14 protein-coding genes are annotated in these 13266 nt (G+C 54.0%); 9 read left to right on the plus strand and 5 right to left on the minus strand.

What is annotated here, in order from left to right:
* The 5 genes from sapD to pspF form a co-directional block, all read right to left on the minus strand.
* Entirely contained in the window at nucleotides 1-993 is a 993-nt protein-coding gene (sapD, locus tag AAIR21_RS02405; RefSeq protein WP_014170350.1) for a putrescine export ABC transporter ATP-binding protein SapD, read from the minus strand.
* Entirely contained in the window at nucleotides 993-1883 is an 891-nt protein-coding gene (gene sapC, locus AAIR21_RS02410) for a putrescine export ABC transporter permease SapC (RefSeq protein WP_014170349.1), read from the minus strand. The genes sapD and sapC overlap by 1 nt, the downstream gene beginning before the upstream one ends.
* On the minus strand, nucleotides 1870-2835 hold the full coding sequence (gene sapB / locus AAIR21_RS02415) for a putrescine export ABC transporter permease SapB (protein WP_014170348.1): 966 nt from the start codon (nucleotides 2833-2835) through the stop codon (nucleotides 1870-1872). Before sapB ends, sapC begins: the two co-directional genes overlap by 14 nt.
* On the minus strand, nucleotides 2832-4472 hold the full coding sequence (sapA, locus tag AAIR21_RS02420) for an ABC transporter substrate-binding protein SapA (protein ID WP_020882454.1): 1641 nt from the start codon (nucleotides 4470-4472) through the stop codon (nucleotides 2832-2834). Before sapA ends, sapB begins: the two co-directional genes overlap by 4 nt.
* 88 nt (nucleotides 4473-4560) lie before the next feature.
* A complete protein-coding gene (pspF, locus tag AAIR21_RS02425) occupies nucleotides 4561-5538 on the minus strand; it encodes a phage shock protein operon transcriptional activator (protein ID WP_044866560.1) in 978 nt (325 codons plus the stop codon).
* Nucleotides 5539-5704: 166 nt separating this feature from the next.
* Between pspF and pspA the strand changes: the two genes are divergently transcribed.
* From pspA to AAIR21_RS02470, 9 genes are all read left to right on the plus strand, one after another.
* A complete protein-coding gene (gene pspA, locus AAIR21_RS02430) occupies nucleotides 5705-6373 on the plus strand; it encodes a phage shock protein PspA (RefSeq protein WP_183516298.1) in 669 nt (222 codons plus the stop codon).
* 54 nt (nucleotides 6374-6427) lie between these two features.
* On the plus strand, nucleotides 6428-6652 hold the full coding sequence (gene pspB / locus AAIR21_RS02435; protein WP_025204011.1) for an envelope stress response membrane protein PspB: 225 nt from the start codon (nucleotides 6428-6430) through the stop codon (nucleotides 6650-6652).
* The gene (gene pspC, locus AAIR21_RS02440) at nucleotides 6652-7011 is read left to right on the plus strand and encodes an envelope stress response membrane protein PspC (RefSeq protein WP_014170343.1); all 360 of its coding nucleotides are present in this window, start codon (nucleotides 6652-6654) and stop codon (nucleotides 7009-7011) included. The genes pspB and pspC overlap by 1 nt, the downstream gene beginning before the upstream one ends.
* Nucleotides 7012-7023: 12 nt before the next feature.
* Nucleotides 7024-7248 (plus strand): phage shock protein PspD, encoded by a 225-nt coding sequence (gene pspD / locus AAIR21_RS02445; RefSeq protein ID WP_014170342.1) that lies wholly within the window; start codon nucleotides 7024-7026, stop codon nucleotides 7246-7248.
* Nucleotides 7249-7433: 185 nt separating this feature from the next.
* On the plus strand, nucleotides 7434-9131 hold the full coding sequence (locus AAIR21_RS02450) for a sugar phosphorylase (protein WP_032680896.1): 1698 nt from the start codon (nucleotides 7434-7436) through the stop codon (nucleotides 9129-9131).
* A gap of 15 nt (nucleotides 9132-9146) precedes the next feature.
* Nucleotides 9147-10439: an ABC transporter substrate-binding protein gene (locus AAIR21_RS02455; RefSeq protein WP_032678282.1), complete on the plus strand. Its 1293-nt coding sequence runs from the start codon at nucleotides 9147-9149 to the stop codon at nucleotides 10437-10439.
* A gap of 22 nt (nucleotides 10440-10461) precedes the next feature.
* Nucleotides 10462-11343: a carbohydrate ABC transporter permease gene (locus tag AAIR21_RS02460; RefSeq protein WP_434679867.1), complete on the plus strand. Its 882-nt coding sequence runs from the start codon at nucleotides 10462-10464 to the stop codon at nucleotides 11341-11343.
* Nucleotides 11330-12172 (plus strand): carbohydrate ABC transporter permease, encoded by an 843-nt coding sequence (locus AAIR21_RS02465; RefSeq protein ID WP_183516299.1) that lies wholly within the window; start codon nucleotides 11330-11332, stop codon nucleotides 12170-12172. The genes AAIR21_RS02460 and AAIR21_RS02465 overlap by 14 nt, the downstream gene beginning before the upstream one ends.
* A gap of 28 nt (nucleotides 12173-12200) precedes the next feature.
* Nucleotides 12201-13253 (plus strand): zinc-dependent alcohol dehydrogenase, encoded by a 1053-nt coding sequence (locus AAIR21_RS02470; RefSeq protein ID WP_410379955.1) that lies wholly within the window; start codon nucleotides 12201-12203, stop codon nucleotides 13251-13253.
* Nucleotides 13254-13266 lie beyond the last annotated feature (13 nt).

Below are 13266 nucleotides of genomic sequence, written 5' to 3' on the forward strand. Positions count from 1 at the left end.
TCACTCTCTCTCCATGTTCAGCGGGAAATGACAGGCATATAGATGATTTTTGGCCCCTGTCAGGCGTGGCGTCTCAATACATTTACGCTGCGCATACGGGCATCGCGGCCCCAGACGACAGCCAATCGGCAAGGACTCCAGCAGCGGGATAGCCCCGGGCAGGGTGTTCAGGCGACTCTTGTGTGGCATGGCGCTGCCAAAATCTGGAATGGCGCGGATCAGCGCCTGCGTATACGGATGATGCGGCGCGGTGATGAGGTCTTCACTCGGGGCGGTTTCGACCGTCTGCCCGCAGTACATCACATCAATCTTATCAGCCCATTTGCTGAGCATTTGCAGGTCGTGACTGATTAACAAAATGGTGGTGTTGTTGTTCTGGTTCAGACGCGTCAGCAGGCGGAAAATCTGCGCCTGCGTGGTCGGTTCCATCGCGTTGGTCGGTTCATCCGCAATCAGCAGACGCGGCTGATTGGCCAGCGCGATGGCAATCATCACTTTCTGACACTCACCGTCGGTCAGTTCGTACGGAAAACTGCGCATGGCATCTTTATGATCTTTGATCCCGACGCGGTGCAACAGCTCAATAGCACGACGCTTACGCCAGCCAAACCGCTGCCACCAGCGGCCTTTATAGGTCCACCCGGGAATGTTCTGCATCAGCTGTTTGCCCACGCGCTCGGACGGGTCAAGACAGGATTGCGGCTCCTGGAAAATCATCGATACGTTATGGCCGACAAGCTTGCGACGCTCGCGGGGAGAGAGGCGTTGCAGGTCGATATCATCAAAACGCATACGGTCAGCGGTGACGCGCCAGTTATCCTTCGCCACACCACAGATGGCTTTGGCGATCAGGCTTTTCCCTGAACCGGATTCACCCACCAGCCCGCGAATTTCACCCTCAGCAAGGGTGATACTGATGCGATCGACGGCTTTCACCCAGCCTTCACCGGTTTTGAACTCGATGGTCAGGTTGCGAATATCAAGAAGCGGCATTATTGCACCCCCGCATTAATTGCACGGCGAATACCATCGCCCAGCAGGTTGACAAGCAGCACACTCACCATAATGGCTGCGCCCGGTAACATGACTGTCCACGGCGCAACGTAGATAAGCTCGAGCGCGTCACCGAGCATCGCGCCCCATTCAGGCGACGGCAGCTGCGCGCCGAGATCGAGAAAACCGAGCGCCGCGATGTCCAGAATCGCCATCGACAGGGCGCGGGTGATCTCCGTGACCAGCCCGGCAGCGATGTTCGGCAGTACGGCAAACCAAAGGATGTTTAAGGTTGTTGCACCGTCCAGGCGAGCTGCGACGACATACTCTTTTTCCAGTTCGTCATGCACCATGCTGTATACCGAACGCACGATGCGAGGGAGGATCGCCAGCCAGACCGCGAACATGGCATGCGACAGGTGTGGCCCGACAAACGCCACCACAATAATGGCCAGCAGCAGGGACGGAATAGAGAGCAGGGTGTCGAGAATGTGGTTCAGTGCCGCCGAGCGCAGGCCATGCGTCGACCCGGCAAAGATGCCGAGCGCCAGACCGCAGATGGTGGCAGCAAACGTCACCACAAATGCACCGCCGACCGTCGGCGCCGCGCCGCTCAACAGGCGGCTCAATACGTCACGCCCGAGGTCGTCCGTACCGAGGAAGAAAGAGACCTCACCGTAGCGCGACCAGGATGGGGGCAGCAACTGATAGCCAAGGAACTGCTGATCAATACCATAGGGCGCAAACCAGGAGCCAAAAACGCAGAGCAACACCAGCCCGGCGAAGCCATAAAGGCCAATCATTGCCGTGGTGTCACCATAGAATTTACGCCACACGGTACGCAGCGCACCGGGCGTGCGCTTTTCACTGTATACGTTATCGTAGGGCATACCATTCCTTATGCTTCAACGGGTTGGCCATAGCACCCAAAATATCGGAAATCACGTTAACAATAATCACCAGAGAGCCAATCACCATGACGCCCGCCGAAATGGCGGCGTAGTCCTGCTGGCGGATAGCGTTGATCAACCATCGACCCAGCCCCGGCCAGCTGAAGACCATTTCGGTAATCATCGCCAGGGTGAGCATGGTGGAAAACTGGAGCCCCAGTCGCGGGATAACAGGCGGCAGGGCGTTATGCAGCACATTACGGCGCAAGATAGTCAGGCGCGATAAGCCGCGCGTGGCGGCCGCTTTGACATAGTTCTGATCGAACACCTCGATGGTACTCAGGCGCATCAGGCGGATCACTTCGGTTGTCGGTGCCACCGCCAGCGTCAGTACCGGCAAGACCATATGGCGTACGGCGCTAACGATCATCTCATGTCGCCAGGCTGAATCAGACAGCCAGGCGTCAACGATAGCAAACCCGGTCACCGTTTTTACCGTATACAACAGGTCAAAACGGCCAGAAACCGGTAGCCAGCCCAGGTTGAGGGAGAAGAAAAGCGTCAGCAGCAGCGCCAGCCAGAAGATCGGGATCGAGAAGCCGAGCAGGGCGAGGGCGCTGATAAATTTATCCTGCCATTTGTTGCGATAAATCCCTGCCAGCATCCCTACCGGAATACCAACCATTAAGGCAAAACCGAATGCCAGAATGCACAGCTCCATTGTCGCCGGGAAAACCTCTTTCAGCTGCTCGGAGATGAGCTGTCCGTTGATGCTTGAAACACCGAAATCCCAGTGCAGCAGACCGTTAAACCAGAAGAGCCACGCATCCCACAGCGACGACCCCTGAAGCGGGGCGTGCGGGGTGAAATAGCTCAGACTGAAACCAACAAAGGTCAGGAAAAAGAGCGTCACCAACAGCAGCAGAAGGCGGCGCAAGGTAAAAATGATCATGGTTTTTTCACCTCTTGTTCTTTTTCGCGAGACACGCCAGCGAAGGAGGCGTTGCCGAACGGACTCAACACCAGGCCTTTAATATCATAGCGATAGGCCTGCAGGCGCAGTGACGAGGCCAGCGGCAGCACGGGCAGCTCTTCGGCAAGGATCTTCTGCGCTTCATCATAGGCGTCTATGCGTGACGCCAGCTGTTGGGACGCCAGCGCTTTTTGCAGCACGCCGTCAAATTCCCGGTTGCACCAGTGGGCGTAGTTGGTCTGGGAGTTAATCGCCGCACAGCTCAGCAACGGACGGAAGAAGCTGTCCGGGTCATTACTGTCGGTCGCCCAGCCTGTCAGGGTTAAATCATGGTTCATGTCCATCAGGCGCGCCTCCTGGAAACGACCCTCAACCGGCACGATGATCACTTTCACCCCCACCTGCGCCATATCTGCCTGCAACAGCTCGGCGGTCTTCAGCGGGCTTGGGTTCCAGGCCTGAGAGCTGGTCGGTACCCAGAGTTGCAGCGTCAGGTTTTCCGCCCCCAGCGCTTTCAGCTGTTCACGCGCTTTTGCCGGGTTGTATTCCGTAATTTTAGCTTCACTGTCATAGGCCCACGAGGCTCGCGGCAAAATAGAGGCGGCGGTTTCTGCCGTACCGTAATAGATCGACTGCATCAGACGCTGGTTGTTGATGGCCAGCGCCAGCGCGTGGCGTACGGCAGGGTTGTTCAGCGGCGGCTTATCGGTATTAAACGCCAGATAGGCGATGTTCATGCCGGGGCGTAACGTCAGGCGCAAACGCGGATCGTCGCGCAAAATGGTGAGCTGGCTGGCAGCAGGCCACGCCAGCACGTCGCACTCCCCGGTCAGCAGTTTTGATAAACGCCCCGTCCCGCCAGAGCCAAGATCGACCACTACCTGTGGCATCAGCGGCGTGCCGCGCCAGAAATGCGCATGGCGCTGCAGGCGGATATATTGTCCGGAGCGATATTCGGCCAGCTGGAACGGACCGGTACCGACTGGCTGACGATCGATTAACTCCTGACGATCGATTTTGCTCAGGTTCGCGGCGTACTCAGCAGACATAACGGACGCATAGTGGGTGGCCAGGTGCCAGAGGAAAGAGGCATCCGGGCGCTTCAGCGAAAATTCCACCGTGCGGTTATCCAGCTTGCGAACGCTTTTAACGGTATCGGCAAACTGCAGGCTGTCGAAGTAGGGGAAGTTACTGCCGTTAACGTTATGCCACGGGTGATTACGGTTAAAGATACGCTGGAACGTAAAGACCACATCATCTGCGTTCAGTTTGCGCGTTGGGGTAAACCAAGGCGTGTGCTGAAATGCGACATCATCGCGTAGGTGGAAACGGTAGGTCGCGCCGTTATCCAGGACTTCCCAGCTTTCGGCAAGCTCTGGCACCAGACGGTAGGTGTAGGGATCCACATCAAGCAGACGGTCATAGAGTTGCGCGGCAAGGGTATCCACAATCAGGCCGCTGCCCGCTTTTTGCGGGTTAAATGTATCAACCTGACCGCTTACGCAATAGACGAAGCCGCTGTCGCGAATATCAGGTTGCGTAGCGGGTTCGGGCGCAGCAAACGCCAGGCTGCTGAACAGACCAAGTGCAAAGAAGGACGATAAAACCAGACGCATAATTTTTAAGGTTTTTAGGTTCGATCTGCAAAGTGTATCGCACTTACGCCTGCTTCGTAAAAATGTCTGCGGGTAAGTGCTGATATTGTCAGCGCATTTGATGCTTTTTGAGCAATGCCCTTAATTGATGGTAGGTCAGACCCAGGAGTTCAGCCGCCCGTTTCTGGTTATATTTCGCCACCTTCAGGCTCTGCTCAAGCAGCTGTTGTTCCTGTTCATGCTGGAACTGCCGCAAATCCAGGGGAAGTGCAGGGGAAGCCCCGGACACGGGCGGGGCGGAAGCTGGCTGCGGGCTACGCTGAAAAGGATCGAGAATAATGTTATCCAGCTCGGTCTCACTGCTGCCGTGGCGATAGACAGAACGCTCCACGACGTTTTTTAACTCACGGATATTTCCCGGCCAGTGGTAAGCGAGGAGTGTCTCCTTTGCATACTCGCTGAACCCCGGAAAAAGCGGCAGGCCGAGCTCGCGACACATCTGAATCGCAAACTGCTCTGCCAGCAGCATGATGTCGCTTCTTCGCTCGCGCAGCGGCGGGAGCTGAACGACGTCAAAGGCCAGCCGGTCGAGCAGGTCGGCACGGAATTTATCCTCTGCCACCATTTGCGGGAGGTTGGCATTGGTCGCGCACACCAGACGCACGTTGACCTGCAACGGCTGGCTACCGCCGACACGCTCCAGCTCGCCATATTCAATCACGCGCAGCAGCTTTTCCTGTACCAGCATGGGCGCGGTGGCCAGTTCATCAAGAAACAGCGTGCCGCCGTCGGCGCGTTCAAAACGACCCGGATGGCGTTTTTGGGCACCGGTAAAAGCACCGGCTTCATGACCGAAAAGCTCCGTGTCGAGCAGATTTTCATTCAACGCCGCGCAGTTAAGCGAAATGAAGGGGCCATCCCAGCGTCCGGATAAATAATGCAGACGGTTAGCAATCAGTTCCTTACCCGTGCCGCGCTCACCGATAATAAGCACTGGCTTGTTGAGCGGCGCGAGACGGGAGACCTGTTCGAGGACTTCCAGAAAACTGTTGGCTTCGCCGAGTAAATTGTCTTTGTATCCAGCCATGATGAAATTAACCACTCCTTAGTGATATTCACCAGGTGAGCATAGTGTGCCGATGCCTGGAAATCAACCACATCAAGTAAAATCAACAAGATAAAAACTTGGCACGGTATTTGTATTAGCTATGTAGCAGGGCATCGCCCGATAACAGAACTATGAGGATCACATTATGGGTATTTTTTCTCGTTTCGCCGACATCGTGAACGCCAATATCAACTCACTGCTTGAGAAAGCGGAAGATCCGCAGAAGCTGGTGCGCCTGATGATTCAGGAAATGGAAGATACGCTGGTTGAAGTGCGTTCTACCTCCGCCCGTGCGCTGGCTGAGAAAAAACAGTTAACGCGCCGCATTGAGCAGGCGACCGCTCAGCTTAACGAATGGCAGGAAAAAGCAGAACTTGCGCTGCGTAAAGATAAAGAAGACCTGGCCCGCGCCGCGCTGATTGAAAAACAGAAGCTGGCAGGCATGGTCGCGACGCTCGAGCATGAAGTCACACTGGTCGATGATACCCTTTCGCGTATGAAGAAAGAGATTGGTGAGCTTGAGAATAAACTGAACGAAACGCGTGCGCGTCAGCAGGCGCTGGCATTGCGCCACCAGGCGGCAAGCTCATCCCGCGATGTACGTCGCCAGTTGGATAGCGGTAAGCTGGATGAAGCAATGGCACGTTTTGAGTCGTTTGAACGCCGTATCGACCATATGGAAGCGGAAGCGGAAAGTCACAGCATTGGTAAACAAAAGTCACTGGATCAGCAGTTCGCTGACCTGAAAGCGGACGATGAAATCAGCGAGCAACTTGCTGCGCTGAAAGCCAAAATGAAGCAAGACAACCAATAATAATTTGTGCGGCACCTGAGCGTGCCGCCACGCATCGTAAGACAAGGAGTACACATGAGCGCGCTTTTTCTGGCTATTCCCCTGACCATTTTCGTGCTGTTTGTTCTGCCGATTTGGTTATGGCTGCACTACAGCAACCGTTCTTCACGTGGTGAACTTTCCCAGAGTGAACAACAGCGTCTCGTACAGCTGACCGAACAGGCGAATAAAATGCGCGAACGCATTCAGGCGCTGGAAGATATCCTCGATGCAGAACATCCAAACTGGAGAGACCGTTAATGGCTGGACTGAACCTGAACAAAAAATTGTGGCGCATTCCGCAGCAGGGAATGGTACGCGGCGTCTGTGCCGGACTGGCTCATTATCTTGATGTCCCGGTCAAACTGGTTCGCGTGGTAACGGTGCTGTCGATCTTCTTCGGTCTGGCGTTTATCACCCTGGTGGCGTACATCGTGCTGTCGTTTGTACTCGACCCGATGCCGGAAGGTGAACTGGCCGCAGAAGGCGCACCGACCAGCAACGATCTTCTCAACGCGGTTGACGATCAACTCGCCGCTGGGGAGAAGCGGTTACGTGAGATGGAGCGCTATGTCACGTCTGACACCTTCACGCTGAGAAGCCGTTTTCGTCAGCTTTAAGAGAGAATATACATGAAGCAAAACTGGCAACAGGCCGGTCAGAAGGTAAAACCCGGCCTGAAAATCGCAGGTAAACTGGTCCTGCTGACGGCATTACGTTTCGGCCCGGCAGGTGTGGCGGGTTGGGCGATAAAATCTGTTGCCCGCAAGCCGGTAAGAATGTTGCTGGCTGTGGCGCTCGAACCTCTGCTGCAAAAAGTGGCAAAACGGCTTTCACGCCGCTACTTTCCCCAATAATTCCTGCGTACGTTAGCCTTTCTCGTTTTCGGGGCAGGCTAGCGATACTTCTTCGCTTTCCCTTTCTTTCTTTGCGGCAGCTCACAATACTGCGTTGAGCTGCTTTGCAATCGCCTTTTTCTGCGTCCCGGTCCGTTGACAGATATTTTTCATGGGAGTAGATTGCGTTCCGTGGGACCGCTACCATGGAAAATAAAATGCAGGCTAAAATTAAAGAAATCATTAATCTTGTTTACGGGGAATCATTTTCCGATACCCATTTTTCGGTGTTGCTGGAAAAGATTGATAACGCGATTTCTGTTATTACAGATAAGCGTAAGGTGGGGTGGGATGAAAAAGATGTTGTCCTGATTACGTATGCCGATCAGTTTTCGGCAGAAGGGGAGAAAGCCTTGCCGGTTTTCACACGGTTTTATAATAAGTGGCTCTCTCACTCCTTTTCACATGTTCATCTTTTACCTTTTTATCCGTGGTCTTCTGACGACGGTTTTTCTGTTATTGATTACCACGACGTCGCACCAGAAACAGGAACGTGGCAGGACATCGCCGAATTAAAACAATCAGCCAGTTTGATGTTTGATTTCGTCTGCAATCACATGTCGGCGCAAAGTCAATGGTTCGCGAATTACCTTAAGCAAATGCCGGGGTATAACGATTTCTTCATTTCTGTTGACCCTGAAACGGATCTGTCGGCCGTCACGCGACCGCGTGCTTTGCCCCTCCTCACGCCGTTTACGCTTCACGATGGCAGCGTACGCCACCTGTGGACCACCTTCAGCAGCGACCAGGTCGATCTCAATTTTGCCTCTCCTCAGGTTCTGATTGCGATGGTAGACGTGCTGCTGCACTACCTGACTGAAGGGGCGCGCTACATTCGTTTGGATGCCGTTGGGTTTATGTGGAAGATACCCGGAACGAGCTGTATCCATCTGGAACAAACCCATCAGCTTATCCAGCTTTTCCGTGCCATTACCGAGGCTGTCGCGCCGGGTACGGTGATAATCACTGAGACCAATGTCCCGCATAAAGACAACGTTGCCTACTTTGGTGACGGCAACAATGAAGCGCAGATGGTGTATCAGTTCTCCTTGCCGCCGCTTGTGCTGCATGCGGTACACCGTCAGGATGTCCGGGCGCTGTGTCAGTGGGCGTCGTCGTTGACGCTTCCTTCCACGAAAACCACCTGGTTTAACTTTTTGGCCTCGCATGACGGGATTGGCCTCAATCCGTTACGCGGAATTTTACCCGAGTCTGAGATCCTCTCGCTGGTTGAGAAACTTCAGGCCGAGGGGGCGCTGGTCAACTGGAAAAACAATCCGGATGGAACGCGAAGCCCGTATGAAATCAATGTCACTTATCTTGATGCGTTAAGCACAAGGGACTGCGATGACAATCACCGTATTGCCCGGTTTATTCTGGCTCATGCTGTACTCCTGAGTTTCCCCGGTGTGCCTGCCGTCTATATTCAAAGTATTCTTGGCTCGCGTAATGATTATGAGGGCGTGGAGCGCCTGGGATATAACCGTGCGATTAACCGCAAAAAATACCTCGCCGGTGCAATCGACAGTGAGCTTGAGAACGAAAATAGCCTGCGGCAGAAAGTCTATTATAGATTGCGTGAATTAATCGCCCTGAGGCGTGCAGAAAAAGCATTCCACCCTGACAGTCAGGCTTGTTTTAGTACGGCAGGCGAGCATGTATTAAAAATAATGCGTATTGCGCAAAGTGGCGAAAAAGTTACCGCGTTATTTAATTTCAGCGATCGCGTTCAAACGCTTGAGTCGAATATTCCATCCGGCAGGGAATTGATCGCCGGGAAAGATATTACTGGTACGACTCTGACCCTTAATCCATGGCAGGTGTTGTGGATTAAAGAAAACTAAAAAAGGACCTTAAACATGAATATGCCCAAAATTGTGCTGATATCAGCACTGGTTTCGTGCGCCTTGTTGTCAGGCTGTAAGGATGACAAACCCTCTGCTGTCACCATTGAGTTTATGCACTCCTCAGTTGAACAGGAGCGTCAGGCGGTAATTACAAAACTGATTGAAAAATTCGAGAAAGAGAACCCGACGATTACGGTGAAACAGGTACCGGTAGAAGAGGATGCCTACAACACCAAAGTGATTACGTTGGCCCGCACCGGTGCGCTGCCCGAGGTCATTGAGGTCAGCCATGACTACGCAAAAGTCATGGATAAAGAGCAGCTGCTGGACCGGGATGCGATCAACGCCGCCATCAAAGCGGTGGGCGAAAACACCTTCTATGACGGAATTTTACGTGTCGTTCGCACGGAAGACGGCTCAGCCTGGACGGGGGTGCCAATCAGCGCCTGGCTGTCTGGTGTCTGGTATCACAAAGATGTGCTTGCTGCGGCGGGTATTGAGGAGCCGCATAACTGGGAACAGCTGCTGAAAGCCAGCCAACGCCTCAGCGATCCGGCTAAAAAACGCTATGGCATTGCGCTACCCACGGCGGAAAGCGTGATGACCGAGCAGGCGTTTTCTCAGTTTGCGCTTTCCGGTGGCGCGAACGTTTTTGACGCCAACGGGAAAATCAACATCGATACCCCGGAAATGGTGAACGCGCTGGCGTTCTATAAAGCACTGGCCGCGACCACCATGCCGGGTTCGAACGATGTCATGGAGATTAAAGATGCCTTTATGAATGGTTCGGCGCCGATGGCGGTGTATTCCACCTATATCCTGCCGGCGGTCTATAAAGACGGCAACCCGGCCAACCTGGGCTTTGTCGTTCCGACTGAAACGTCTTCAGCGGTCTACGGCATGGTCACATCGCTGACGATCACCTCCGGTCAAACAGAAGATGAAACCCAGGCTGCACAGAAGTTTGTCACCTGGATGGAGCAGGCACAGAACGCGTCTGACTGGGTGATGATGTCCCCGGGTGCCGCGCTGCCGGTGAACAAACTGGTCGTCGGCACGGACTCCTGGAAAGACAACGAGGTCATTAAAGCGTTTGGTCAACTTCCCTATGAGCTTATCGCCCAGTTCCCGAATGTGCAGGTATTTGGCGCCGTGGGCGACAAAAACTTTACCCGCATGGGTGATGTAACGGGGTCCGGCATCATCAGTTCCATGGTGCATAACGTCACAGTAGGTCAACAGGATCTCACTGCAACGTTAAGCAACAGCCAAAAGCGACTGACTGACCTGATTTCACAACGATAGGAGCGCTCTGCGGAAGGAAATTATGAAGACGTTGTTTTCTGGTCGTTCAGATATGCCTTTCGCCATGCTGCTGTTGGCCCCCAGCCTGATTTTGCTGGGGGGCCTGGTGGCCTGGCCGATGATTTCCAATATTGAAATCAGCTTTTTACGTTTGCCGCTTAACCCGCGCATTAGCGCCGTGTTTGTCGGGCTGGATAACTATGTTCGTATCCTCAGCGATGGCGCATTCTGGCACTCCCTGTGGATGACGTTCTGGTACACCGCCCTGGTGGTGATGGGCAGCACGGCGCTGGGGCTGGCCGTTGCCCTCTTTTTTAACCGGGAATTTCGTCTGCGGAAAACGGCACGTTCACTGGTGATTTTGTCCTACGTCACACCATCCATCTCGCTGGTGTTTGCATGGAAATACATGTTCAACAACGGCTACGGCATTGTGAACTATCTGGGTGTCGATCTGTTGCACCTGTATGACCAGGCGCCGCTGTGGTTCGACAACCCGGGCAGCAGTTTTGTGCTGGTGGTGCTGTTCGCCATCTGGCGTTACTTCCCCTACGCGTTTATCTCGTTCCTCGCGATATTGCAGACCATTGATAAGTCGCTGTACGAAGCCGCGGAAATGGATGGGGCAAATGCCTGGCAGCGTTTTCGTATCGTCACGCTGCCCGCCATTATGCCGGTGCTGGCCACGGTGATTACACTGCGAACCATCTGGATGTTCTATATGTTCGCTGATGTTTATCTCCTGACCACCAAGGTCGATATTTGGGGCGTCTATCTCTACAAGACCGCATTTGCCTTCAATGACCTCGGGAAAGCCGCTGCCATCTCCGTGGTGCTGTTCGTGATCATCTTCGCCGTCATTCTGCTGACCAGAAAAAGGGTAAACCTCAATGGCAACAAATAAACGCGTACTGAGCCGTTTCGGTTTTTATCTTGGGCTGGCGGTGTTTCTGATCATCACGCTGTTCCCGTTCTTTGTGATGTTAATGACCTCGCTCAAGAGCGCGAAAGAGGCGATATCGCTCCATCCGACCATCCTGCCGCAGGCGTGGACGCTGCAGCATTACATCGACATCTTTAATCCGCTGATCTTCCCGTTTGTGGACTACTTCAGAAACAGCATGGTGGTCTCGCTGACCTCGTCGGTAATTGCTGTTTTTCTCGGCACGCTGGGGGCTTACGCGTTATCCAAACTGCGTTTTAAAGGACGCACGACGATCAATGCGAGTTTTTACACCGTCTATATGTTCTCGGGGATTTTGCTGGTGGTGCCGCTGTTCAAAATCATCACCGCGCTGGGGATCTATGACACGGAGCTGGCGCTGATTATCACCATGGTGACCCAGACGCTGCCGACAGCCGTCTTTATGCTGCGCAGCTATTTCGACACCATTCCGGATGAAATAGAAGAAGCCGCGATGATGGACGGGCTTAACCGCCTGCAAATTATCTTCCGCATTACCGTTCCGCTGGCGATTTCCGGCCTCGTGTCGGTGTTCGTCTACTGCTTCATGGTGGCATGGAACGACTACCTGTTTGCATCCATTTTCCTGTCCAGCGCCAGCAATTTCACCTTGCCGGTTGGGCTGAACACGCTCTTTAGCACGCCAGATTATATCTGGGGTCGCATGATGGCGGCATCGCTGGTGACGGCGCTTCCGGTGGTCATCATGTACGCACTGTCTGAACGTTTTATCAAAAGTGGTTTGACCGCCGGTGGCGTTAAGGGCTGAGGCGGCCAGTTTTAACTAGGAGTCAGTCATGAAAAAGTTAGTTGCGACAGCGCCTCGTGTAGCGGCGCTGGTGGAATATGAAGATCGTCCTGTTGCCGTCCATGAAGTGAAAATTCGTGCGCGCTTCGGCGCGCCAAAACACGGCACCGAAGTGGTAGATTTCCGGGCGGCAAGTCCCTTTATTGATGAGGAGTTTAACGTGGAGTGGCAAATGTTTACCCCGCGTGAAGAGGGCGCGGCGCGGGGCATTGAGTTTGGTAAGTTCCAGCTGGGCAACATGATCGTTGGCGACATTATCGAATGCGGCGATGACGTGACGGAGTACCAGACGGGCGACCGTGTCTGCTGCTATGGGCCGCTGCAGGAGACGGTCATCGTGAATGCCGTTAATAACTACAAACTGCGCAAAATACCGCAAGGGTCTTCCTGGAAAAATGCCGTCTGTTACGACCCTGCGCAGTTCGCCATGAGCGGCGTGCGTGATGCTAACGTGCGGGTGGGGGATTTTGTCGTTGTAGTCGGACTGGGTGCCATTGGGCAGATTGCGATTCAGCTGGCGAAAAAAGCCGGTGCATCCATCGTCATCGGTGTCGACCCTATCGAACATCGCTGCGAAATTGCCCGCCGTCACGGGGCCGATTACTGCCTCAATCCGTTTGGCACCGATGTCGGTCTGGAGATTAAAAAACTGACCGGAAAGCAGGGCGCTGACGTGATTATCGAAACCAGCGGTTTTGCCGATGCATTGCAGTCTGCGCTGCGCGGGCTCGCCTACGGTGGAACGATCTCCTACGTGGCTTTCGCGAAACCGTTCGCAGAAGGGTTCAATCTGGGGCGCGAAGCCCACTTCAATAACGCGAAAATCGTTTTCTCGCGCGCCTGCAGCGAACCCAACCCGGATTACCCGCGCTGGAGCCGCAAGCGTATTGAAGAGACCTGCTGGGAACTGCTGATGAACGGTTATCTGAACTGCGAAGATCTGATTGACCCGGTTGTCACTTTTACCACCAGCGCTGAGAGCTACATGAAGTATGTCGATCAGCATCCGGAACTGAGCATCAAGATGGGCGTCACTTTTTAAGCTAAGGAGAGCA

The sequence above is a fragment of the Enterobacter sp. PTB genome (genome assembly GCF_051130085.1).
In the GTDB taxonomy this organism is placed as follows: domain Bacteria; phylum Pseudomonadota; class Gammaproteobacteria; order Enterobacterales; family Enterobacteriaceae; genus Enterobacter; species Enterobacter ludwigii.